Below are 22,584 nucleotides of genomic sequence, written 5' to 3'. Positions count from 1 at the left end.
TCACAGCTCCCGGAGCTGGTAGCCGCGCCTCCGGAGCAACCCTGCTGCTCGCCGCGGATCGTCCTCGCCCGGCCACCATGTCACCTGCTGCCACACGGTGGTGCCGTCGTAGCGACGGAGCAGGACGCCGTCGCGGCCCAGCACGAGTTGACCGGCCACGAACCCGCCGGGCGGGTCGTCGGGGTAGTCATAGACGAAGCCCCACCGCGCGACCAGATCCCGCCCGCCCAGGCCCTCATCGTCCATGCCCGGAACTCTAGGGGAGGTGCGTGATCTCGATCGCCTGTGCCGACTCTCGCCGGATCAGCGCGGCCTCCCGGGGGATGCGACGTTGCCCCGGCCCTGTGCCGCCCCTGAGGAGGAGGGTGGGGGTACCGGCGTCCCGCAGCGCCCGGGCGGCCGGGCTGGGCGGTTCGGGACCGTAGGCGAGAAGGTGGACCTTCTCATGCCGCTCGGCCACCTCGACCATGGCGTCCAGCGACTGGGCGCCCAAGCCGTAGTCGACGATGACGAAGAGCTTCCCGCCACGCGCGGCGCGCTGTTTGACCTCGTATCCGAGCGAGACGATCCGGTCGGGGGCGCCGGCGTGACGGACACGCAGGTTCCCGGGTGGGGCGGGGCCGAGATCGCGGGCCACCTCGTACAGCGTCTGACCCGGGTCGAAGATGGCGATCCATGCTCCGCTGTCGGCATTGCGCTCGGCGATCTCGATGAGAAGCATGCGCAGCACGGAGGCTTTGCCCGACCCGGTCGCGCCCGAGATCAGCAGATGCCGGTCGCGGTCGAAGTCGACGAACACCGGGTCGTGCGTCCGCGAATCGCGTCCGAGAGGGATGGGGCGGTCGGCGGGCAGGGGACCGAGGAACCCCTTGGTGGCCCCGAAGCGTCTGGCATGGGCACTCGGCCGGGCGATGTCCTCCTCGGACGGCACTGCGGCGAGCACGCACGGAGTCCGGTTCCGATCGGGGGTCGTGATCCGGCCCGTCACGTTGCCGGATCCCGGCGAACGGCTCACCGAGAGCCGCCAGCGCAGGTGGTCGCTGGTGAAGTCCGGCCCCTGACCGTCCTCGGTCGCGAGGAAGAGCCGCATGCCGATGAGGTGCCCGTACTGGGCGATGTCGTAGAGGAGACGCTGGAGGCCGTTGACATGGTCGGCGTCAGGCGACAGGTCGGCCAGGACGACCAGCATGGGCAGCGGCTCGGAGTTCCTCTCTCGGTGTTCCTCCCAGGACAGCGCGCCACGCTCGCGCAGGAACGAGCGGCGCCGGGCCATTTCGGTGACGAGCGTGTCGACCCACGTCTCGGAGCTGTTCTGCGGGCCCGTGGTGCGCAGGGCGATATGCGCGGCCAGCGCGTCGATCGGGCCATGAGGCATCCCGGTCACGGCCAGGACGAGCTGCGCCGGACTGAACGTGAAGGCCAGCCCCAGCGCGATGATCAGCAGGGCCCGCTCGCGGGCCTGCCGGTCGCCCTCGATCAGCCCGTGCACCCAGACCGGGTCGCCCGGCCCGGGGATCGGCACGGGCATGCCGTCGCCTCCCATGCCGATGAAGACATTCTGTGAGCGGAATGCCTGAAGCGCCGCCCAGAACGCGAACCGGTCGGCGGTGTCGACACCGTTGATCACCGCAAGATCGGGAGCGTCCTGCTCTGGGAGGAGCGCGACCGGAGCCTCCCCGCCGATGCGCAGGTGCACGCCCTCGGGCACCCGGCCTCGGCCCAGCACCGAAAGGGATTCCTTGGGCGGGAGCGGGCTCACCGCGATGCGCCAGTTCAGCAGCTTGAGCAGCCGCGCCCAGATCGTCGTCGTCTGGAGCTCGGACGTCCCGAGGATCAGGTGGACGCCGAGTTCCCGTCCCGACTGCGCGATCCGCAGCAGCACCTCGCCCAGCCCGGGACGGCTGGTCGGGACGGTCAGCGAGACGTCTACCACCACGAGCAACAGCCGCCGCGCATCGGACGTGTCCCGCCGCTCGTCGAGTTCGGCGCCCAGATAGCGGATGAACTCGTCCAGCCGGTCGGGCCGCCCCAGCGCCTCGACCACCGTGAGCCCGACGTACTCGACCAGCGCGAGATGCGTCGGCCCGACGGCCTCACCGAGCGGATGCTCGCCCGTGCCTCCGAACACGACTCGCAGCTCGCTCGGCTCACGAGTCGCCGCGAGCGCGGACACGACCGTCCGCAGCATCGCCTGCCGCTCTTCCGTGCGCCCGATCACCAGCCCATGCGGCCCCGTCCGCATGTCCCCGAACGGATCGAGCACCACCGGCGTCCCGTCCTCGTCCACCCCGATCACCGCCTCGGAGGGCGAGGCAGATGCCGCGACCTGGGCGACCGTGATGAGCATGAGGTCGCTGACGATGCTCGCGCCACATCGGACGCAGACATCAACGGCGTTCGGTTCAATAGTTGCGCCGCATGTCGAGCAATGGGTCGCGTTTATCTTTAGCTGGAGACCAGCGGGGCTCAGCAGTAAGGTCCACGTCGGCGCGGACGGTTGGGGGGGGATCGAGGGCGGCGGATCTCCGGCCATGCTCTGGATCAGGTGCATCCGCCAGTCGGAGGTCGTCAGGGCCATGACCCTAGGGGCGTCATGGATGATGATGTACAACTCGCGCGATCCCCGGCGGTCTGTCGCGAGGGCATCCATATAGGTTTCAAGCTCCTCTTCGAGTTCGCGGCCCAGGTGCAGAACTCGGCAGTGCGGAAAGTCTCGCAGCGAATCAAACTCGGCAGCCTGGCCCATCACGACGATGTCAGCGCGTTCTGGAGGGCGGAGGATCGCCAGGGTCGTCGCGACCGTCCGCAGCACGTGGGCGCGCTCGTCCTTGGTGCCCCCGGCGACGTAGCCAATCGATCCTGATGGCGACAACCAAGGGGCAGGCGGGCCGACCGGGTCTCCGGCTTCCGAGATTCCGATCGGCAGGATTGTCCCGTCACCCAGGTTCGACCCGATTAGCTTGAACAGGTCGGGGCGCGAAGTAGGACGCGGTGGTGACGCGGCGGCTCGGGCGGCGTGGTCGAGGGGCGGGTCGAGGATGGCTCGGGCTTGGGGGCTGAGGAGGGCGAAGCGGCGGTCGCCGGGTGGGAGGGCGTATTCGCCGCCGAGGGCGCGGATGAGGGCGTGGAAGCGTTCGGCGGACGTCCCGGCGCGGCGTTCGATCTCGGCGGAGACGGCCTCCAGGACGTGGCGGGTGTGCAGGGCCTCGGGGCGGGCGAGCGTGCCGAGCAGGGCCTCGCGGGCGCCGTCGACGAACTCGTAGCGTTCGCCGTCCACCGGACGGAGCAAGCCGCTGAGCAGGACCTCGGCGAGCTGGCCCGGGCCCGTGCCGCCGAGGACGCGGTGCTGGATGAGCCGCATCACCGGCAGGGACGGGACGGAGACCGCGACATGGGCGGCCAGCTCGGACGCGGCGGGGGAGGCGGTTGCGAGGAAGCGGCGCACGCGTTCCTCGACGGGCAGTTCGCGTTCGCGGTGGACGGGCGCCGCCACGCGCGCGGCGGGCAGCGTGGTGATCGCCGTCGGCTGGGGGCCGGAGCCGGAGACGAGCGCGGACCATCCGGCGAACCAGCGGGGCGCGATCTCCAGGACGGGGACGGGCAGCCCCGGGGCGGGCTCGCCATCGTGGGGCGTGAAGCGGAGTTCGGTGTTCGGCCCCCCGGGTCGGTGCAATACCGCGAGGCCGGGTGTGGCGGGGGCGGCGGTGCGGCGCCAGAGGTGTTCGGGGAGGGGCTGGAGGATCGCGGTCGGTCCGGCCTCGGCCCAGCGTCGCACGGCGCGGGCGGCGCGGCCGTTCCACCAGTGCGGTCCGGAGCAGTCGCTGAGCAGCAGGACGGCGTGCCGCCCGGACGGGTCGAGCAGCGTGGCCGGGTCGCGTCCCGAGGAGAGGCGCCCCGAGGGTCCGAGCCGGTCGACGCGGACGTCGCGGAACGCGCCCTGCCGGAGCAGCATCTCGGTCAGCTCCCGGGCGAGGGGACGCCAGAGCCGCATGGACGGCCCGGTGTCGACCACCAGCCCGAGCGTGAGCCAGCGTTCGGGCTCTGGGACCAGGACGGGAGCCCACAGGCGGCTGTCGGCGATGCGCGCGGCGGTGGTCTCCTCGTCCAGCTCCCGGCGGTGCCCGGACGGGACACGGCGCTTCAGCGGGCGAAGCGCGCGCTGGAGCCCCAGGGGGTTGGCCAGCATCGGCGCCGTCGGGACGAGCACCTCCACGGCGTCATCGCCCGGCTCGGGTGACGGCGGATGCAGTTCGGCGGCGGGCGGCATCCCCGCCAGGGAGGGAACTGACGGAAATGCCGGGGGAGGCGGTATCTCGCCCTGCTGCCACGGGACGTCCACGAGCCCGGGTACGGCCAGATCCTCCTCGACCGGATCGGCGGCGGACACGTCCGGTTCGGGGACGGAGATCTGGCAGGCGAGCCAGAGCATCTCGCTCAGTTCGACGGCATCGACGGGCGGGGCGCCCGGGGGGCCGAGCGCGGTGAGGGCGTCGCGCAGGCGGTCAATCGTCATCGGCGGCGCCGGTGAGGTACGGCATGATCCGGTCGGCCAGGTCGAGCCGGTCGGCGGCGTCGGCGTGGCGGCACAGGTAGACGGCGTTGAGGAGCTGGTCGGTGGCCAGGCTCCCGGCGCGGGCGCGCTCCAGGAAGCGGCGCACCAGGTCGTCGCTGCGGTCGGCCAGCGGGCCGAGATGTTCGCGGACGATCGCGGCCAGCTCGTCCTCCCCGGCGGGCTGGCGCAGCTCGACGGTGACGCAGCGGCGCAGGAACGCGGGCGGGAACTCGCGCTCGCCGTTGCTGGTCATCACCACCAGCGGGAACGCGCGGCAGCCGACCGTCCCGCCGCGCACGGTCACGCTCCGGCCGCCGTCGGCGGTCATGACCTCGGCGTCGGGCTCGGCGCGCCGGGTCAGCTCCGGGATCTCGTACTCGCCCTTCTCGAAGATCGTGAGCAGGTCGTTGGGCAGGTCGATGTCGCTCTTGTCGATCTCGTCGATCAGCAGGACGCGCGGACGCGCGAACGGCAGCAGCGCGGTTCCGAGCGGTCCCAGGCGGATGTAGCGGCCGATGTCGTCGCCCTCGGCCGCCGCCCCGTCGGACCGGCTCGCCGCGTACAGCCGCGTGAGCGGGTCGTACTGGTAGAGGCCGTCCCGCAGCGTGATGCGGCTGGTGATGGGCCAATGCAGCACAGGCCCCAGACCCAGCTCGTGTGCCACGGCATAGGCCAGCGTGGACTTGCCCGTACCGGGAGGCCCCGTAACAAGCAGCGGCCTGCGCAGGTAAAGGGCGGCGTTCACCTGCTGTACCGCATCATCGGACGGACGGTAGGTCGTCGCCTGATGCAGGTTGCCCGCGTCCCCGGGGGGCGTGGGCAGCGGCGGGCCTCCGCCGAATTCGCGCCACGGGGGAGGCTCCGGAAGCCGTTCGATGCCGTCGTGCGGGACGCGGCTCCCGGTGTAGAGCAGCCAGTCGGGCACCTCATACCTCCATGGCGAGCGGGGGATCGGGCAAGCGGGACGGATCGTCCCACAGCAACGTCAGGTCGCGACCACAGTGGTGCTCTCCGGCCTCGGCCTGAAGGGCCTTGCGGCGCAGGGCCATGGCCAGGCCGGGCAGGTCTTCGGCCCGGTGCGCGGCCACGGCCGCGGCCAGATCCCGCGACGTCTGGTGCCCGGCGCAGTCGCCATGGTGCGTGTCGCCGCACTTGCTGCGCGGCCACAGCATCACCGGAACCCCCGTGTTGAGCGACGCCGTCAGCCATCCCTTCACGGGACGCGCCCCGTAAACCAGGACGCAGAAGTCGCTGTTGGCCTCAAGCCACGTCTGGAAGGCCCGTCCCGATCGGGGGGCGTCGCACCCGACCGGCTGCGGTTCGCTGCGTCCCCGCGCGGCCAGCAACCGCCACCGCCGGTAGGCCAGGTCGCGCCGGATCGAGTCGGGACGCAGCCGCTCCACGTCCCGCACCACCACCGGATACATCCGCATGGGGATTCGCCGCACCGGGTCGACGTACCACTCTTCGAACGGGCGGCTCAGCCAGCCCTCGGGCACCGCGAACTCGATCATCCAGTCGCGCCCGACGACCGCGCCGCCCGCCCGCGCCACCCGCTCCTCGACCGCCGCCCGCACCTGCCGCTCGGTGACCCGCACGGTGTCCTGCGCGGGACCCTCCGCGCCGTCGATCCAGGTGTGCACGGTCAGGTCGTAGGCGTTGTCGAACGTCACCCGCTCCAGCCGGACGATCACCGACGCGGGCCCGCCGCCCACCGCCGCCGCCGCGCCCGGCAGATGCCGCGCCGACCAGGCGGCCAGCTCGGGCAGGTGCCGCTGGAGCCCCTTCAGCAGCCGGACGAGCCGCTCCTCGGCCCACCCCTCCGCGACGAACCGCACCGCGTCCCACGCCGACCTGAACCGGCGCGGCGCGGGACGTCCGGCCACCGCCGCCACCTCGGCCACGATCGGGTCGGTCGCGCGCACCCCGTCCAGCAGAAGCCGCAGCTCGCGCCGCGCGGGCGCGGTCAGCCACCCCAGCGGCAGCAGATCGTCCAGGCCCTCCCAATGCAGCCGGAGGCGCGACAGGGGCAGCATCCGCGCGGTGCCGCTGTCCGGATCGGAGTCGGTGACCATGCCCGCCACCTGCCCCGTATACGGGTCGTAGACGGCCGCGCCGCTGTAACCGGGCCGGATCCGCTCGCCCTCGATCACGTCGAGCTGCCACCACTCCTGCGCCTGCGCCATGTCGGGACCGGTCCGGACCGAGGCGTGCCGCTCGAACGCCTCGTCCCAAAACGGGAAACCATACGTGGCCAGCGTCCGGCGTCCCAGCGGGTTGCCCGGCGTGGGCGGCAGCGGCGCGTCCAGCTCACCCGGCACCGCGAACCCCGCGCACCGCAACGCGACCGGCGCCTCCAGCCGCAGCACCGCCACGTCACCGTCGTCACCCTGGCGCTTCCAGTCACCGACATGGACGACCGACGCGGCCAAGCCCGCATGCCTCCCGGGGAAGTCGACCTCGGCACCGCCCGCGCCGTCGACCGCGTGAGCACACGTCAGAACCCGATCGGGCGCGACCAGGAAGCCCGCCGCCACCTGCCCGGTGTCCGGCACCCGAACCCGGGCGCGCCACTGCCAGCCCGTCACTCCTCGTCCTGGACCACCATCACGGGCCCCCAGGTCAGCTTCACCTTCAGATGGCCCTCGACCGAGGTCTTCGCGATCACCGCACCGGCCGCCGCGTTCAGCTTCACACCGAACTCCAGCTCCACGGTGTCGGGGTTCAGCGACGAGTCACGCAGCGTGCTCAGCGCCGTCTCGGCCGCCGCCCGCACGTTCACCAGAGCGTCCTCGAACCGGGTCTTGGCGTCCTGCACGACCTCCCCGGGTCGCGACACCGCCCGGAACCCCGGCTCGTTCCCGTCCACCTCGACGATCACGGGCCCCCGGTCGGTCTCCCAGCGCACCAGTTCGGTCACGGTCGCAGCCCCTCTCGTCGCCTACCGCAATCTAACGCGATCGTGAAAAGGTCCGGAGACCGTTGCCGGAACCGGCCCCCAAAGGAGCCCGAGCAATGATCACAGTCGACGACGTCCGGCGCCTCGCCCTCACCCTGCCCCGCACCACGGAACACCTGATCAGAGACCGGGTGAAGTTCCGCGTCGGCCAGATCGTCTACGTCGCCTTCTCCCGCGACGAGACCGTCATGGGCGTCGCCTTCCCCCGGGAGGAACGCGACGCGCTCATCGCCTCCGCCCCCGACGTCTTCCACCTGCCCAGAGAATCGGAACTCCGCTTCAACTGGGTGAACACCTGGACCGCCGCCCTGGACGAAGAAGAGATGCGCGAACTCGTCCTGGACGCCTGGCGCATGGTCGTCCCCAAGAGCGTGGCCGCCAAGGGCCCCTTCTGAATGCCCGACCCGTGTGGAACGATCTTTCTGTGATCATTTCGCCCGATCTGCTCGTCCCTTTCCTGGTCGCCTCCATCCTCATCACGGTGATCCCGGGCGCCGACATGGCGCTGGTGACCCGGCAGGTCCTGGTCGGCGGCGCCTCCCTGGCCCAGAAGACCATCTTCGGCAGTCTGGCCGGCCTCTTCGTCCACGGCATCGCCCTGGCCGCCGGCCTCTCGGCCCTCCTGGTGGCCTCCGCCACCGCCTACACGGTCGTCAAGTACGCGGGCGCCGCCTACCTCTTCTACCTGGGCGTCCAAACCCTCCGCCAGGCCAGGCGCTCGGCCGCGACCCCCGCGCCCGACGAAGAACCACTCCCCGCCGAAGCCCCCCGCCGCGCCTTCCTCGTCGGCCTGATCACCACGGTCCTCAACCCCAAGCCGGCCCTGTTCTTCCTGACGTTCCTGCCCCAGTTCGTCGACCGCGACCAGCCCGTCCTGACCCAGACCGTGGCCCTGACCGTCCTCCACGTGGCCATCGGCCTCATCTGGCTCACCGCCTACGCCCGCCTCGTCCACCGCGCCCGCGCCGTCCTCACGGCCCCCCGAGTCAAAGCCTGGCTGGAACGCACCACCGGCACCATCCTCATAGCCTTCGGCGTCCGAGTAGCCATCGAACGCCGCTAACCAAGACCCCCACCCCCTGCCGGAGCATCGCAACCCGCCCGCCACACCGGCACGATGCCGAACCCCCGACTGCGCGCGTCGCGAGCGCGGCCAGGCCCTCGGCAGGACCGCCATGCTCACTCAGGCCGCGAGCCCGAAAACCACCAGCACGGCGGGCCCGTTGAACGCCGCGTCGAGCAAGCGACAGCATTCGACCGCCACACCCACGCGGACACCAACCAACGCCACCAGTTGCCCGCCCAGAGAGGAAAAGGCGTCCCACCTCCCAGCCGTGGCAAAAGACAGCGACCAACCCGCAGGCCCAACCGCCCCCACCAACTCCCCCACAGCCCACCCCACCCGCAGCCTGCCACGCCCCGGCGCCACGCCCCGGCGCCACGCCCCCGTGACGCGGCCCCCCCGTGACGCGGCCCCCCGTGACGCGGCCCCCCGTGACGCGGCCCCCCGTGACGCGGCCCCCCGTGGGGCGTGGCCCTCGTGCGGCGGCCTCGTGCGGCGACCCCGTGCGGCGACCCCGTGCGGCGACCCCGTGACGGGACCCCGTGGGGAGGCCCCGTCACGCGGCCCCCGCGAGGTGGCCCCGCCTCACGCAGTCCCCTCACGCGGCCCCCGTGGGGCAGTCCCTCGATGGGCAGCCCCCCGCGGGGCGGCCTCTGCGGGGCGGGGGCCGCGCAATGGGGCGGGGCCGCGCAATGGAGTGGGGCCGCCGCGGGGCGGGGGCCACGCAATGAAGCCGGGCCGTGCAAACGGAGGGGGGTGGTCAGGGCCGACGCTCGCCCCGTCCCAGAACCGGACCGTGATCGAAGCGGAAACGCGGCCCCGGCAGCCCGCTGGGAACCCGGGGCTCGGGCATCCGCCGAGCGGGCGCCAGTCCCAGACGTCCGGCGACCTCGTCCCGCAATTGCGGGAGCATCGCGTAAAGCCGGTCGCCCGGACACGCGGTGTTGTTGTAGTCGCGGTGCCCGACGATCCGCACGCGAGGATCGAGCCCATACGTCCCGCACAGCCACGCGCAGGTCTCGACGAGCCGCGCCCACAGCGCGTCCGTCGGCCCTTCGGTCATGTAGAGACCCTCGTTCTCGATCCCGACCAGATGGCTGTTCTCGTTGGCGACGTGTGCCCCGACCACATGGTCACCGGCCCCGATCGCCCGCAGACTCCGATTGCGCCCTTCCATCAGGAAGCCGCCGCGACTGATCGTCAGCTGCTGTCCCGTGTCGGCCCACCCGTTGGTGTCCATGTGGTGGCTCTGGATGGACCGTGACAGCGCGAACGCGTGCTCCAACGAATAGTCCGCGGTGTTGGGCGACGCGGTGTGATGCACCACGACATGATCGGGCGCCCGGTCGAGTACCTCGGCCGCCGACTTCGGGGGCCGCGCACCCCAGGCCGCGCGATCGTGGACGGGCGGCGCATCCTGCGCCAGAGCAGGCCGGGGCAGGCCCAGAGCAACACCACCCGCGACGACGGCGGCGCCCTTCAGAAGATTCCGACGGTGAACATGACTGGCTGGAGACATGAGCGGGGGCTCCTTGATACGTCGGTCAGCCGGACACAGGGGAAGATACGGACGCACAGCCAATACAAGGAGATGCCCGGACCAACTCTGATACGTATTGCATGTAACCAACGCACACATATGGCACTAGTTGTCAATGCCCGACCCCCCGGGATGATGCCCACCCCCAGCCGCCGCGCCCCTCTCCACCCGGCTGGATTAGCCTCACCCACCATGGCCGCCTTCGCCCCGGACGCAGACCCGTCCGACCTCGCCTACAGCCTGATGATGAACTCCTTCATCACCCTCTTCTGGCGCCCCGCCCTCCTGGAAGAAACCACAGAGGCCCTAAGAGCCCAGAGCTACGACATCGTCCACCTGGACGCCCTTACCTGGACGACCGAACAAGACCTCCACCAAGCCTTCGCGTCCGCCCTGGACTTCCCCGCCTACTACGGCCACAACCTGGACGCCCTCCACGACTGCCTGGGAGACGTAGCCGCCTACGCCTACGGCACCACCCCCCAAGCCACCGGCCTCGTCCTGGTGATCACCGCCTACGACACCTTCACCGCCACAAACCCAGCCCCAGCCCAGACAACCCTGGACATCTTCGCCGCCCAAGCCAGAGCCGCCGCCCTAACAGGCCACCGCATGATGTGCCTAATCCAAACCAACAACCCCACCCTAAAATTCACCCCCGTAGGCGCCACCCCCATCCCCTGGAACCCCGCCGAATCCCTAACCACATCCCGCCACCCCCCCGATCACCAATAGACGAGCGTTGGTTGAATGGGAAGCGAAGTCCATCCTTGGAGAACCTCATGGCCCTCCTTGTGCGGCAGATTGACGGAATGATCAGTCTTCGGGGATCGCGATCATCGGAAGGCGCCCTGGGGGACTGTAAACCGCCCATGGGTGAATCGTAGGGTTGGGTTTCAGTCTTGAAGTCACTGGACGCGATGATGACTGGTACGCCAGTGCCAGGTGGTAGGCGGCCTACCAGGAGGCCGGGATCCTGAAGAATGCGAGCCGGGCTTTGTTCTTTCCAGGATCTCTGGTGGATTCATCATCGCCGACGCGATAGCCGCAGAGGCAATTGCCATTCGGACGATGGATCTTCTCTCCAAGACACAGGTGAGTTCTGACGGCCAGAAGGGGTGACCGCCGTGATGGCCGCCAACTCCAAAGCCGACGAGCCTGCTCCCAAGACTCCGACTTCCTCGAAGTCTGAAATGAGCCAGCCGTTACGACTTCATCCGAATTTCTTCAGCTGCTTGACCAGCACCTCGGTGGCTCTTTTTGTGATCGGAGCGCCTGATTCCTTTGGTTCAGTTCGTTCGATGGAAAGTGTGGTGACCAGGAGATTGCCGCGCAGAGCATAGTCATAGGTGAAGTGGTACACGTTGTACTTGCTCGATGCGCGATCGATCGTTTGCTGCTCGATGCCTCGGAGATGTCCCCAACCCTCTTGAACTCCCTCCTCGACGCGCCAGGTGTCATCATGCGCGTAGGCGGTCCGGTTCTCGCCTACCTTCTTTGGGGCGACTTTTTGTTTCGAGGGGCACGCCTTCGCCTTCTTTTTCAGGATTTCGAAATCGCTGGATGCATCCTTCGCCTCCTGATACCGCGCGATCAGCTGGGCGTGCACGTATTGTTTGGGACCCTTCGTGGAGTTCGCGAACTGCCGTTCGGTCGTCTCGGGGTCGGTCGGCAGCTTGAACCCAGACAGCGAGCAAACCGGGACACGGCCGTCCTTCAGCTCTCTCAGAGCGACGTCGATTTCCCTGACGTCTGGCCTGATGTCCTTCGCGGCGATCAGCCCCGCTTTGACCTGTTCCATCGAGTAATTGGGCGGCGGCGTGGCGCTGCTGCTGGTCGCAGGGGGCGTGGTGGAAGCTGCGCTCTTCTTGTCATCGCTGCACCCGGCCGCTGCGAGGACGAGCGGAGCGGCAGCGAGCATTGCGAGGACCACCCGAGCCTCGCTCGCGCTCCTGAATACGCGGGTCATTGCCTCGTGTTCGTTTGGATCTCGCCCACAGTCAAGGGCGTGGGCTGCGAGGTCATGGTCATATCGCTGAGGGTTCCAGTGCGGTCGTCGCAGTCGGTCCCTTCACAGGTCCAAGTCAGGGTCCAGGTGATGGTGGCGGTGATCCGGTAGACCCCACCGGGCTGACCGGCCGAGGACCGGTTGTAGGTGTGACTGCACGTGGTTCCGGTCGGGCTGCCCGCGTCGGTACAGGTGAGGTTGGTTTCACCGAGACTCCAAGTCACTGACTTCGGCGTCGCCGTGGCCTGCACGGCTTGCGCGCCGACTCGGATCGTCGGGGTGGTCACCGTGGTGAAGCCTTCCACCCACAACCCCGTTTTGACCCGGACGTACGTCTTCTTCTCCGGAGAGGTATGGACGGTGGGTACGGGGAGCACCGCCAACGAACGGGCCTCCTCGGCCAATAGGGCCGTTGCCGGAGGCGGGGGTGGCGGTGTGGGGACGTTCGGACCCGCCTCCGGGATCCCGCTCCCATCGGTTCCATCGGCCGGGCCGACCTCACCGGTACCTCCTCCGCCACCACCGCCGCCGCTAGTGTCTCCTCCGCCTCCGCCCCCTCCACCGCTGTTGCCGGCATTGCAGTGGAACTTGCCGTCCTTGCCAGCGCGGCATGGATCGGCCAGGGCCGGCGACGCGGAGATCGACGCAGCGGCGAGCGCGCCCACGAGGAGAAGGCCGCCGCCGGCGAGTTTGGGGCCCTTGGGAAGCCTGGACCGAGGTTCGGGGATCATTGGATTCCTTCCCTGCGTACCGCCCAAGGGGGCGATAGCGAGCACTCTCGCGCGGCGCGGCATGCCGGGATCAGCATTTCTTGTCCCGAACGCTGTCGGAGACCTTCCACAGGCCGGCGTCGTAGCGGAGAGCCGTTCGGTAGACAAAGGCATCGCCAGTCCCACCAGCGGTGCGCTTGCCCGTCGTGGCGGAGAAACGGTATCCCGAGAGCGTTCGCATGCAATCGATCACGTAGACGGTCGCGCCGTCCTTGGCGCGGGCGTACACCTTCGGGTTGGACACGTTGGTGAAGCGCCAGATCTGCCCCTTGGCTTTGGTGCGTTCTACGTCCTTCGAGACCTGGCCCAGCAGGGGGTTCACCGCGACTGTGGCGAGTTCGGTGGGGTCGTTTTGTTCGTAGGCGCGTTTGTAGACCTTTTGGTACTCCAGGTAGCGCTGGAGGACGGTCTGGTTGACCTGTTCGGTCGGGAGGGCTGAGGGGGCGGTGGAGGTGGGGGTGGTTGGGGACGCCTGGGCGGTGGTGGGGGAGCCGTTGGGCTTGAAGTCGCCGCCGGAGGTGGAGCCGCTGTCGCCGCATGCGGTGAGGAGGGCCCCGAGGAGGGCCCCGGTGAGGGCCGCACGGCAGGGCCCGGGGCGAAGGACACCTACCAGACGGGTTCGCATCGCTATCCCTGATCGTCCAGCCGACAACGGGTGCGTAGTACGCGCGAAAGCTTACAGACGTGCTCGTTGCGAGCAAAGAGGTTCGTTCGGGAAACCTTTCGCCGTGGTCTCGGGCGGTATGCGGCTTCGTTGAGGGGCGGGACGCGGCATGCTTGGGGGCGCCTGTGGTGATCGCGGTTGGAGGGTTCGGTGGAGCGGGTTGAGGTTCTGCGGCCTTCGCGGCGGCCCCTGGTCGCGGTGGTGCCGTTGGCTCTGGTGGTGTCGGGGTTCTTCGTTGTGACGTTGGCGACCGGGGTGTTTCCGGTGGCGCGGGTCGTGTTGGTCGTGGCGGCGTTGTTCGTGCCGGTGGGGTTGTTGCTGGCTTCGCTGGTGTGGTTGCCGTGGCGGTATGTGTGGCTGATGGCGCGGGGGCGGACGGAGGTCGGGGACGAAGGGGTGCTCAACAAGACGCCGGCCAAGACCGTGCAGTGGAACTGGGAGCAGGTGCGGTCGTTCGGGGTGCGGCGGACGGTCTTCGGGCGGCGGGTCGTGATGACGGCGAAGCGGCAGCGGAGGTCGAAGAGCGTGGTGCTGGCGGCGCCTCGGGACGGGCTGCTGGTTTCGCGGGACGAGTTCGACGCCGCGGTCGCCGTGTTGAACGAGCGGGCCGGGGCTCATGGGCTGGCGGTTCCCGAGCGGGGGCGGCGGCGGTTCGGGTGGCTTCTTGCGTTGGGGCTGGTGGGGGCTCTGGTCGGGGGGTTCGCGGCTGTGGAGCGGCCTTGGCTGAACTATTGGTGGCCGGGGAGTTCCGAGGTGGGGGATGTGCCGCGTGCGTGCGGGGTGCAGGGTGCGGGCGCGGGGATGGTCGTTACCGAGTCGAAGGAGTCGTCTTCGGGGTGGCCCGAATCGGAGTGCGCTTGGAAGGGGACGGGTGGGAGTTCGGCGGGTTTGTGGATCAAGTCGCGGCGGCGGTCGTTCGGGGGTGACGGGGTGCGGTCGGCGCGGGAGCTCCTCCGGAAATGGCGGGGGGACGAGTTCAAGCCGCTGAAGGGGGTGGGTGAGGAGGCCACGGAGGAGGTTTTCGTGGACTCGTCGAAGTCGACGCTGGTGTTCGTCACGGCGCGTAAGGCGAATGTGGTCGTCCAGGCGAGGTATCTGACCAAGGGGCCGGGGGCCGAGGCTTCGGCGAAGGCGGCGGCATTGGCGCGGAACGCGCTGGCGGTGGTTTGATCCCCGGGTGATCGAGGTTGAGGGGCTTTACAAGAGTTTCGGTTCGGTGCGGGCCGTGGACGGGCTGAGCTTCGCGGCCGGGGCCGGTTCGGTGACGGGTTTTCTGGGCCCGAATGGCGCGGGTAAGACGACGACTCTGCGGATGCTCTTGGGGCTGGTCGCGCCGAGTGGGGGCCGGGCTCTGATCCAGGGGAAGCGCTACTCGGACCTGGAGCGTCCGGCCACGGTGGTGGGCGCGGCGCTCGAGGCGACTGGTTTTCACCCGGGGCGCAGTGCCAAGGACCATTTGAAGGTGGCCTGTCTGGCGGCGGGGCTCCCGTTGACGCGGGTGGACGCCGTCCTGGAGCTGACGGGGTTGGCGGACGCCGTCGACCGGCGGGTGGGCGGGTACTCGCTGGGGATGCGGCAGAGGTTGGCATTGGCGACGGCGATCCTGGGGGAGCCGCCTGTGCTGATCCTGGACGAGCCTGCCAACGGTTTGGATCCGGCCGGTATCCATTGGCTGCGGGCCCTGCTGCGGCATCTCGCCGAGTCGGGGTGCACGGTCCTGGTGTCCAGCCATGTGCTGTCGGAGGTCGAGCAGACGGCCGACCATGTGGTCATCGTGGCGCGGGGACGGCTGGTTCGGGACGCGCCGCTGAGCGAGCTGGTCGGGGACGGACGCGAGCTGCGGGTCCGCACCGAGCAGCCGGACGAGCTCGCCGGGGCTCTGGAGGGCGCGGGGGCGTCCGTGCGGCGGGAGGACGACCGGCTCGTGGTGAACGGGGTGGAGGCGGCCGAGATCGGGCGGGCGGCCTTGCGGGTGGGGGCGGTTCTGAGTGAGCTGGCGCAGGAGCGGTCGGGTCTGGAGAAGATCTTTCTGGAGCTCACGCTGGAGGAGATGAAGTGATCCTGCTGATCAGGGCGGAGCTGCTGAAGATCCGCTCGACCCGGATGTGGATCGGGATGCTGGCGCTGAGCCTGGGGTTCACGCTGCTCGGGCTGGTGTTCTACATCGCGCTCGCGGGCGCGGAGATGAACGGTGAGGAGGGCATCCCGCCGGTCACCGATCCCGATACGGTGCGGGGTTTCTACGCCTCGGCCAGCGGCGGGGTGCTGTTCATGATGATCCTCGGGATCATCGGTATCACCGGGGAGTACCGGCACCAGACGATCACGCAGGCGTTCCTGACGACGCCGAGGCGGGGACGGCTGCTGGCGGCCAAGCTGATCTCGTACTTCCTGTTCGGCGCGGCGTTCGGGGTCGCGACGGTGGCGTTCACGGTGGCGGTCGCGCTGCCCGCTCTGGCGATCAAGGGCGGCTCGACGTCGCTGCTCGACAACGACGTCCCGGTGATCCTCGGCGGGACGGTCCTGGCGATGGCTCTGTATTCGCTGGTCGGGCTGGGGCTGGGCGCGCTGATCCGCAACCAGATCGCGGCGATCATCGTGGCGGTCGGGTGGGTGCAGCTGGTCGAGGCGATCATCACGTTCGCGCTGCCGGAGGCGGGGCAGTGGCTTCCGGCTGGCGCCGTGCGGGCCATCACCAGGACGACCGGTGGGTTCGGGGGCGGCGGTGACCTGGCGACGTTGCCCGCCTGGGGCGGCGTCCTGCTGCTGCTGGGCTACGGCATGGCGTTCGCGGCCGTGGCCATGGTGACGACGGTCCGGCGCGACATCACCTAGGCGCGTACATGATGACGGCCACCCCGATGAGGCAGATCGCGGCCCCGGCCAGGTCGTAGCGGTCGGGACGGTAGCCGTCCAGCAGGACGCCCCAGGCGAGAGACCCCGCGACGAACACGCCCCCGTATGCGGCCAGGATGCGTCCGAAGTGGGCGTCGGGTTGCAGGGTGGCGACGAAGCCGTAGAGGCCGAGCGCGATCACTCCGGCGCCGACCCAGGCGGCGCCGCGGTGCTCGCGGACGCCCTGCCAGACCAGCCAGGCTCCGCCGATCTCGGCGAGGGCGGCCAGGACGAACAGCAGCAGCGACCTGACGACCGTCATGGGCGGCACCCGGGAAGGCTCATCTCAATGACGGTAGACCCGTACCCGGGTACTGGATGCAAGCGGCATTTGACCTGAACCAAGCTCAAGGTTGCAGGCTGGGGTCACTGATCGGCGATGAGGAGTGTGTGATGCGCGCGGTGTGGCTCAAGGAGTTCGGTGGTCCCGAGGTGCTGAGTGTGGGGGACGCCCCCGATCCGGTCGCGGGCCCGGGGCAGGCGCTGGTCGAGGTGGCGTTCGCCAACATCACCTTCGTGGAGACGCAGGCCAGGTCGGGTGCGCCCGGTCCGTTCACGCTGGAACTTCCCGTGATTCCGGGTAACGGGGTCGGGGGCGTGGTGCGGGCCGTGGGCGAGGGCGTCGACGCCGGGCTGGTGGGACGGCGTGTGATCAGCGGCATGGGCGGTTCGGGGGGCTATGCCGAGCTGGCGGCGGTGGACGCCGCCGGGCTGTTCGAGGTGCCCGAGGCGCTCGGGCTGGACGAGGCCGTCGCGCTGCTCGCCGACGGCCGCACGGCCACGATGATGGCGCGGGCGGTGGACCCGAAGCCGGGCGAGCGGGTGCTGGTGGAGGCCGCGGCCGGGGGCGTCGGGACGCTCCTGGTGCAGCTCGCCGCGGCGGCCGGGGCCACGGTCGTGGCGGCGGCGGGCGGGGCGCGCAAGCTGGACGTCGCGCGCGGCCTCGGCGCCCACGAGGCCGTCGACTACACCGTTCCAGGCTGGGCACGGGAGGTGGACGGCGTGGACGTCGTCCTGGACGGGGTCGGCGGCGAGATCGGCCGCGCCGCGTTCGGGCTGCTGCGTCCGGGCGGCCGGATGGTCTCGTTCGGGCTGTCGAGCGGGGAGTGGGCCGGGATCTCTGATGAGGACGCGGCGGGACGCGGCGCGACGATCGTCCGGCCGGGGCGGCCGACGCCGGAGCTGATGCGGGAGTACACCGAGAGCGCGCTGGCGGAGGCGGCGGCCGGGCGGCTGCGCCCGGTGATCGGCCAGCGCTTCCCGCTGGAACGTGCCGACGAGGCGCACCGCGCGATGGAGACCCGGGCGACCGTGGGGAAGACCCTGCTGGAGGTCGGTCGATCCTGACCCGAATGCGGTATTTGCCGATCGGATGACTCGCTGGAATCGTCCCTGGTGGCGAGACGATTTTGAGAACGATGTCAGCGTTTGTGGCTTCTGGAGGCAGTTGTATGCATGACACTGCCCCGGGAGGCGGTGAGCTAGTGGGTCTTCTGTGGTTTCCGGAGGACGTGGACGCGGACGGGTTTGCCGTAAATTCCCGTGGCGTCGTGCGGAAGCCGGGTCATCCCGAGCTTGACCATGACCCGCTCGGACGCGGCGTTGCCCGGGTCGCACCGCGCGACGACCAGCGGCGCCCTGACGCGCTCGAACGCCTCGGCGATGACGGCGGACGCGGCCTCGGTCGCCACGCCCTTGCCCCAGGTGTGCGGCTCGGTCCACCAGCCGATCTCCAGGGCGGGCTCGCCGACGCCGACGACACGGTCGCGCAGCCAGCCCAGGGAGGCCAGGCCGAGGAAGGCCCCGTCGGCGCGGTCGAGGATCGCGCGCCAGCCGAAGCCGTGCCGCGCCCAGTGCTCCAGCGCGTCCGCGTGGCGTTGCGCCGCGTACTCCGCGGTCCAGATCCCGTGGCCGAGATGGCGCATGATCCGCGGGTTGGACGACATCCGCGTCAGGTCGGCGGCGAACCGCTCCTCCCAGGCCGGGAGGACCAGCCGGGGAGTGGTCAGGCTCTCCACCCGGCCGACCCTACTCCTGGATCTTGCGCAGAAATGTGAGGAGTGACCGCTCATAGGCACCCGAATCGACGTTCCACGCGTCGGTGTGGTCACCTGCCGTCGCGACGGCGGTGACCAGACCCGGTGGGGCCTTCCTGGCGAACTCCAGGGACGGCTTGTTGTCGACAGTGGCGTCGTCCGCGGTGGTGTAGAGCAGAACCGGAACCTTTAGGCGCGGGGCGTACTCGCGTTGGTCGAAGTCGTCCAGCTCTATCCCGACCCTCCACTCGACGAAGCGCTTGGCCACGCCGGTCATGAGGTCGGGCAGGCCCTCGTCGGCCCCGGCCTTGTCGAGCGTGGCGTTCCAGTCCATGACGGGCGAGTCCAGGACGACCGCGCGCACCAACCCCGGCTTCTCGCGCAGGGTCTTCATGGCGATCGCCCCACCCATCGACCACCCGTACAGGACGACCCCGGTGGCGCCGTTAGCGCGCGCGTAGTCGATGGCCGACGAGGCGTCCTGCCACTCGGTGTCGCCGAGATGGAGCTTCCCGTCCGCGGACTTGGGCGCGCCCACGTCGTTGCGGTAGGCGATGGACAGCACGGGCATGCCCAGCTGGCGCAGCGCCCGCACCGGACGCAGCGTCTCCGCGCGGCTCGCGCTGTGACCGTGCACGGCGATGACCCAGGTGCGCCTGCTCCCCGGGAACAACCACGCGGGCATAGGGCCGAGCTTGGACGGATAGGTCACGTCCTTGGCTTCCTGGCCCGCCCCCTTGGGGGTGTCGTAGACCCAATGGTCGAGGTAGACGCGCTGACCCTTGGCGGGCACGGGCGAGGCCAGGACGGCATACGTCACCGTCCTGGAGTCGGACTTGGTGATGCGCCCCAGGACGGTCCGCCCGCCCTTCCAGGCGAGCCCCCAGCGGCCGGGCCGCCCGGTGGTCTTGTCCAGGGGGAGCGTTACCGTCCCAGGCCCGGACGCACGGACCTCATACGGGTACTCCGAATCGTGATCCACCCCGATGGTGACGCCGGAGAAATACCAGCCGATGCCCACCGTCGCCCCGGCACTCAGGACGCAGACCAAGGCGACGATGAGAATCAGCGCGATGAAGCCCCTGCGCCGACGGCGTCGCGGAACCGCGACCACGCTCGGTTGGTTGATCACGAGCGCGATGCTACCCAGCGCGGAGCGCCTCCCGGGCGTCCATCAGCGCGAAGCCGAGGAGGTTGAGCCCGCGCCACCGCGAGGGCCGTCCCGCCTCGGGCTGGTTCTCGTCGAACCCGATGCCCCACACGGTGTCGAGCGGGCTCGCCTCGACCAGAACCTTCCCCTCGGTCGACAGCAGATATCCGCGCAGGTCGGCATGCGCGGCGAACTTGGCCTCGCTCCCGCGGACCACGATCGCGTACCGGTTCTCGACCCACGTCGCCTCGTCGAACCCCCGGACCCGGCGTCCCAGCCTCTTGGCCTGGGCCGGATCGCGATCCTTGAGAATTTTCTCCACGGACTCTTCGTCGCCGAACAGCCGCGCCTTCTCCGCCATCATGTAGTGCTCGGCCGTCGCGTAGAGGACGCCGTCAACCGTGAATGGCGACGGATACCACTGGCTGAGGGCGCCCTTACGTTGGCGCCCGCCCCAGAACAGCACGAACTCCGGGAGTTCGCCGCTCTCCTCGAGCCTGATCAGTTCGTCGATGCTCATCGCCATGCGCCGAGCCTGGCGAACCCCTGCCCGGCGGGCAAGCGGAATTTTCGTCCGTCCCGCCGGATACCCTGCTCGGCACACGGAAGGGGTGGGACGTTGACCGGGCAGAACGAGCGAATCGCCGACATCGAGGGCAGGGTCGCCGACCTCGTCCGCGCCATGGCGCCCACGGGCTGGAAGCGCATCGACCTGCACTGCACCGCCACCGTCGCCGTCAACGACGTCGCCCTGGTGGTGCTCACGGCCGACGGCAAGACCGTCACGGCCGAGACCGTCCCGCCCGAGCTGACCGACCTGCTGATGGAGCTGCGCCGCGCGCACTACCTCCCCGAGCAGGGCACCTGGTTCTCGGTGCTGTTCCTCCTGGCCCCGGACGGCGGCACCCAGCGGCTCTACAACTACGAGTTCGACCCCGAATGGGACCCGCCCATCCCGCTCGACTGCTGGCGGCGCGACCAGATCGTCCTGCCCCGCGACGGCGTCCACGTGCCACCCTGGCTGCGCGACCGCCTCGAAGGCCGCGAGCCGCGCTACGGCCCCGCGCTCGACGCCGTCCCGCTCAATCCGGTCGAGCAGATGGAGCTGATCAGCGACCGTCTCACCATCCTGCTGGCCGGTGCCGCGCCCCCGCTCTGGCAGAAGATCTTCGGCTACTACCAGGCCGTCGGCGACCACGTCGAGGGCCCGGCGTTCATGGTCTTCCGCGCCGACGGCACCCTCACCCCCTGGACGCCCCCCGCCGCCTCCGCCACCCTCTTCGACCGCCTCAAAGCGGGCATGCACGGCTTCCAAGGCAGCACCTGGACCCGCGCCGACCTCACCCTCCTCTACGAGGACGGCCGCGTCCGCTGCCAGGCCGCCTACACCTGGGACGACGAACCCAAGTGGAACACCCGCCCCACCCCCACCGACATCCAACGCGAACTAGAACGCTTCCCCCGCCCCACACCCCCCACCTGGATGACCGACCTCCTCACCCCACCAAGCCACCCCGGGGCCACACCCCCCAAAAACCCGCCCACGAGCCCCCCAGCCGCTTCGCAGTCGCCCCCCGACACTGCACCCCCGCCCGCCCCCGCACCTCCCGGCCACGTCCATGCCCGAGCGTCGGAGCCTGCGCCGGGCGCCGGGCCTCTCGGTGACGCGTCTCCCGGGAGCACTGCGGGGGCGTCTCCGCCCGGCGCCACGCCCTCCCGAACCGACGCGCCACCCCAGCCTTCCCAACACGCGCCCGCCGGGACGGATCCGGCGTCTCCGTCCGGCCCCATGCCTCCCGGTCACGCCTCCCCTGGGCGCGATGCGGCGGCGTCTGCGTCCGGCGCTGTGCCGTCCGGACACGGGCGTGCCGGGACGGATGCGGCGGCGAGTGACGAGGGGGCGCCAGGTCAGCGGGTTCGCCGGGCGCGGGTGTTCGATCACATCGGGCCGGACGGGGAGCGCCCCTCGGTGTCGAGGCCGCCGGTTCCGGTTGAGGAGGCTGAGCGCGTTTTGGCGTATCTGCGCGGCGCTCCCGTGGTCATGGCGGCGCGCTCCAACGCTCCCGACCAGCTCGACCCCTCCCGAGGCAGCCAGGTGCCGCTCACGTTCCACACCGACGGCGTCTGGACGTGGTCGGGCGCCGTCGCCTATTACCTGGCGGAGCACGGTGTCCCGCCGGAGCCCGATCTGGTCGCGCACATAAGGGCGAGGGGGTTCGGCGTCCCCGAGGTGGACGACGCCGCCCTCGACGCGGCCAACGCCGCCATCACCGGACGTCCCGTCCCCGAGCGCACCGAGCCGCCCAGGCCGGCGCTCAACCGGCGCGGCCCGATCGCCCGGCTGAAGGTCAAGCTGGAGGAACTGGAGATCCACCCGTCCTGGTACCGCGTCGACGAGGTGGCCGAGGGCGCCTGGTGCCTGCTGCGAGAGCAGGGCGAGCGCTGGACGGTGTTCCGCGCGTCCCGCGACGGGCGGCGCGAGCGGGAGATCGTCTTCGACGACCCCGAGCCCGCGATCGCGCAGCTCCTGGGGACGCTGGTGCTGAACCCCAAGAGCCGCCGCCCGCTGTCCGAGCGGCTCCCCGAGACCATCGAGCCGCTCGCGGGCGAACCCCCGCTCAGCCTGTTCCGCGACCGCACGACCATCGAGCTCCCCACCGGGACGGTCGTCGACCGCTACGGCGACCCCGGCGGCAACGTCGTCTACGCGGGCGGGACGCCGTTCGTCCAGCGCTCGCTGCCACCCGACTGGGAGAACCGCCCGCTGCACACCTACCGGGTGGAGCGCCTGGTCAAGGCGCTGACCGGCACCGCCGTCCCCTGGTTCGAACAACCCGGCGGCGGGACGGGATTCGTCCTCCCACGCCCCATCACCGAGTTGCTCGACAACGGCACCCTCGTCGAGCTCTGAACCCGCTCAACTCGCGAGTGGACGCGCCTGGACCGT

The 22,584-nt window shown here is 70.3% G+C and carries 21 protein-coding genes; 8 read left to right on the top strand and 13 right to left on the bottom strand.

Going from position 1 to position 22,584, the window contains the following annotated elements; translation table 11 throughout:
* Genes ACQPY4_RS33710 through ACQPY4_RS33690 form a run of 5 tightly spaced genes read right to left on the bottom strand, consistent with a single transcriptional unit; the run spans position 1 to position 7,472 of the window.
* Positions 1–246 carry a hypothetical protein gene (locus ACQPY4_RS33710; protein WP_433327921.1) on the bottom strand — a complete coding sequence of 82 codons (246 nt, stop codon included), beginning with the start codon at positions 244–246 and terminating at the stop codon, positions 1–3.
* A 10-nt stretch (positions 247–256) separates the two neighbouring features.
* Entirely contained in the window at positions 257–4,513 is a 4,257-nt protein-coding gene (locus ACQPY4_RS33705; protein WP_433327919.1) for an SAV_2336 N-terminal domain-related protein, read from the bottom strand.
* A complete protein-coding gene (locus tag ACQPY4_RS33700; RefSeq protein WP_433327917.1) occupies positions 4,503–5,477 on the bottom strand; it encodes an AAA family ATPase in 975 nt (324 codons plus the stop codon). Before ACQPY4_RS33700 ends, ACQPY4_RS33705 begins: the two co-directional genes overlap by 11 nt.
* A 1-nt stretch (position 5,478) precedes the next feature.
* The gene (locus ACQPY4_RS33695; RefSeq protein WP_433327915.1) at positions 5,479–7,140 is read right to left on the bottom strand and encodes a trypsin-like peptidase domain-containing protein; all 1,662 of its coding nucleotides are present in this window, start codon (positions 7,138–7,140) and stop codon (positions 5,479–5,481) included.
* Positions 7,137–7,472: a CU044_2847 family protein gene (locus tag ACQPY4_RS33690; RefSeq protein WP_433327913.1), complete on the bottom strand. Its 336-nt coding sequence runs from the start codon at positions 7,470–7,472 to the stop codon at positions 7,137–7,139. Before ACQPY4_RS33690 ends, ACQPY4_RS33695 begins: the two co-directional genes overlap by 4 nt.
* Positions 7,473–7,567: 95 nt before the next feature.
* On the opposite strand from ACQPY4_RS33690, the gene ACQPY4_RS33685 reads away from it, so the two are divergent.
* The gene (locus ACQPY4_RS33685) at positions 7,568–7,906 is read left to right on the top strand and encodes an MmcQ/YjbR family DNA-binding protein (RefSeq protein WP_433327911.1); all 339 of its coding nucleotides are present in this window, start codon (positions 7,568–7,570) and stop codon (positions 7,904–7,906) included.
* Between the two features lie 29 nt (positions 7,907–7,935).
* On the top strand, positions 7,936–8,574 hold the full coding sequence (locus ACQPY4_RS33680) for a LysE family translocator (RefSeq protein WP_433327909.1): 639 nt from the start codon (positions 7,936–7,938) through the stop codon (positions 8,572–8,574).
* A gap of 760 nt (positions 8,575–9,334) precedes the next feature.
* Here the strand turns inward: ACQPY4_RS33680 and ACQPY4_RS33675 are convergent.
* Positions 9,335–10,093: a peptidoglycan recognition protein family protein gene (locus ACQPY4_RS33675; RefSeq protein WP_433327907.1), complete on the bottom strand. Its 759-nt coding sequence runs from the start codon at positions 10,091–10,093 to the stop codon at positions 9,335–9,337.
* 213 nt (positions 10,094–10,306) lie between these two features.
* On the opposite strand from ACQPY4_RS33675, the gene ACQPY4_RS33670 reads away from it, so the two are divergent.
* Positions 10,307–10,849 carry a barstar family protein gene (locus ACQPY4_RS33670; RefSeq protein ID WP_433327905.1) on the top strand — a complete coding sequence of 181 codons (543 nt, stop codon included), beginning with the start codon at positions 10,307–10,309 and terminating at the stop codon, positions 10,847–10,849.
* A 478-nt stretch (positions 10,850–11,327) separates the two neighbouring features.
* Here ACQPY4_RS33670 and ACQPY4_RS33665 read toward each other — a convergent pair whose 3' ends face one another.
* From ACQPY4_RS33665 to ACQPY4_RS33655, 3 genes are all read right to left on the bottom strand, one after another.
* Complete coding sequence (locus ACQPY4_RS33665; protein WP_433327903.1) at positions 11,328–12,047, bottom strand: hypothetical protein; 720 nt, start codon at positions 12,045–12,047, stop codon at positions 11,328–11,330.
* A 32-nt stretch (positions 12,048–12,079) separates the two neighbouring features.
* Positions 12,080–12,505 (bottom strand): hypothetical protein, encoded by a 426-nt coding sequence (locus ACQPY4_RS33660; protein ID WP_433327901.1) that lies wholly within the window; start codon positions 12,503–12,505, stop codon positions 12,080–12,082.
* 418 nt (positions 12,506–12,923) lie between these two features.
* Complete coding sequence (locus ACQPY4_RS33655) at positions 12,924–13,517, bottom strand: hypothetical protein (protein WP_433327899.1); 594 nt, start codon at positions 13,515–13,517, stop codon at positions 12,924–12,926.
* A gap of 189 nt (positions 13,518–13,706) precedes the next feature.
* On the opposite strand from ACQPY4_RS33655, the gene ACQPY4_RS33650 reads away from it, so the two are divergent.
* From ACQPY4_RS33650 to ACQPY4_RS33640, 3 genes are read left to right on the top strand one after another with little or no spacing between them, the layout of a single operon-like run.
* Positions 13,707–14,726, top strand: a complete 1,020-nt coding sequence (locus tag ACQPY4_RS33650) for a hypothetical protein (protein WP_433327897.1) — start codon at positions 13,707–13,709, stop codon at positions 14,724–14,726.
* Between the two features lie 7 nt (positions 14,727–14,733).
* Positions 14,734–15,615 (top strand): ATP-binding cassette domain-containing protein, encoded by an 882-nt coding sequence (locus ACQPY4_RS33645; protein WP_433327895.1) that lies wholly within the window; start codon positions 14,734–14,736, stop codon positions 15,613–15,615.
* Complete coding sequence (locus ACQPY4_RS33640) at positions 15,612–16,391, top strand: ABC transporter permease (RefSeq protein ID WP_433327893.1); 780 nt, start codon at positions 15,612–15,614, stop codon at positions 16,389–16,391. The genes ACQPY4_RS33645 and ACQPY4_RS33640 overlap by 4 nt, the downstream gene beginning before the upstream one ends.
* Here the strand turns inward: ACQPY4_RS33640 and ACQPY4_RS33635 are convergent.
* Positions 16,384–16,713 (bottom strand): YnfA family protein, encoded by a 330-nt coding sequence (locus ACQPY4_RS33635; protein WP_433327891.1) that lies wholly within the window; start codon positions 16,711–16,713, stop codon positions 16,384–16,386. The two genes, ACQPY4_RS33640 and ACQPY4_RS33635, sit on opposite strands and share 8 nt — an antisense overlap.
* A gap of 131 nt (positions 16,714–16,844) precedes the next feature.
* Here ACQPY4_RS33635 and ACQPY4_RS33630 point away from each other — a divergent pair, with 131 nt between their 5' ends.
* Entirely contained in the window at positions 16,845–17,798 is a 954-nt protein-coding gene (locus ACQPY4_RS33630; protein ID WP_433327889.1) for a zinc-binding dehydrogenase, read from the top strand.
* 134 nt (positions 17,799–17,932) lie between these two features.
* On the opposite strand, the gene ACQPY4_RS33625 is transcribed toward ACQPY4_RS33630, so the two are convergent.
* The 3 genes from ACQPY4_RS33625 to ACQPY4_RS33615 are packed head-to-tail and all read right to left on the bottom strand — an operon-like array spanning position 17,933 to position 20,163.
* Positions 17,933–18,469 (bottom strand): GNAT family N-acetyltransferase, encoded by a 537-nt coding sequence (locus ACQPY4_RS33625; protein ID WP_433327887.1) that lies wholly within the window; start codon positions 18,467–18,469, stop codon positions 17,933–17,935.
* A gap of 10 nt (positions 18,470–18,479) precedes the next feature.
* Positions 18,480–19,619 (bottom strand): alpha/beta hydrolase family protein, encoded by a 1,140-nt coding sequence (locus ACQPY4_RS33620; protein WP_433327885.1) that lies wholly within the window; start codon positions 19,617–19,619, stop codon positions 18,480–18,482.
* A 10-nt stretch (positions 19,620–19,629) separates the two neighbouring features.
* Positions 19,630–20,163 (bottom strand): NADAR family protein, encoded by a 534-nt coding sequence (locus ACQPY4_RS33615; protein WP_433327883.1) that lies wholly within the window; start codon positions 20,161–20,163, stop codon positions 19,630–19,632.
* 93 nt (positions 20,164–20,256) lie between these two features.
* Here ACQPY4_RS33615 and ACQPY4_RS33610 point away from each other — a divergent pair, with 93 nt between their 5' ends.
* Positions 20,257–22,548 (top strand): glycohydrolase toxin TNT-related protein, encoded by a 2,292-nt coding sequence (locus ACQPY4_RS33610; protein WP_433327881.1) that lies wholly within the window; start codon positions 20,257–20,259, stop codon positions 22,546–22,548.
* The last annotated feature ends 36 nt before the right edge of the window (positions 22,549–22,584 follow it).

The sequence above is a fragment of the Spirillospora sp. CA-294931 genome, from assembly GCF_050946795.1.
Lineage (GTDB): Bacteria > Actinomycetota > Actinomycetes > Streptosporangiales > Streptosporangiaceae > Spirillospora.
The sequence above is the reverse complement of the archived record's forward strand: the minus strand, read 5'-3'. Positions and strand labels throughout refer to the sequence as shown.

Excerpts from the sequence above, each read along its gene's own strand:
- ACQPY4_RS33635 (WP_433327891.1), bottom strand. The coding sequence starts at position 16,713 with ATGACGGTCGTCAGGTCGCTGCTGCTGTTCGTCCTGGCCGCCCTCGCC.
- ACQPY4_RS33655 (WP_433327899.1), bottom strand. The coding sequence starts at position 13,517 with ATGCGAACCCGTCTGGTAGGTGTCCTTCGCCCCGGGCCCTGCCGTGCG.
- ACQPY4_RS33670 (WP_433327905.1), top strand. The coding sequence starts at position 10,307 with ATGGCCGCCTTCGCCCCGGACGCAGACCCGTCCGACCTCGCCTACAGC.
- ACQPY4_RS33710 (WP_433327921.1), bottom strand. The coding sequence starts at position 246 with ATGGACGATGAGGGCCTGGGCGGGCGGGATCTGGTCGCGCGGTGGGGC.
- ACQPY4_RS33630 (WP_433327889.1), top strand. The coding sequence starts at position 16,845 with ATGCGCGCGGTGTGGCTCAAGGAGTTCGGTGGTCCCGAGGTGCTGAGT.
- ACQPY4_RS33675 (WP_433327907.1), bottom strand. The coding sequence starts at position 10,093 with ATGTCTCCAGCCAGTCATGTTCACCGTCGGAATCTTCTGAAGGGCGCC.
- ACQPY4_RS33705 (WP_433327919.1), bottom strand. The coding sequence starts at position 4,513 with ATGACGATTGACCGCCTGCGCGACGCCCTCACCGCGCTCGGCCCCCCG.
- ACQPY4_RS33685 (WP_433327911.1), top strand. The coding sequence starts at position 7,568 with ATGATCACAGTCGACGACGTCCGGCGCCTCGCCCTCACCCTGCCCCGC.
- ACQPY4_RS33615 (WP_433327883.1), bottom strand. The coding sequence starts at position 20,163 with ATGGCGATGAGCATCGACGAACTGATCAGGCTCGAGGAGAGCGGCGAA.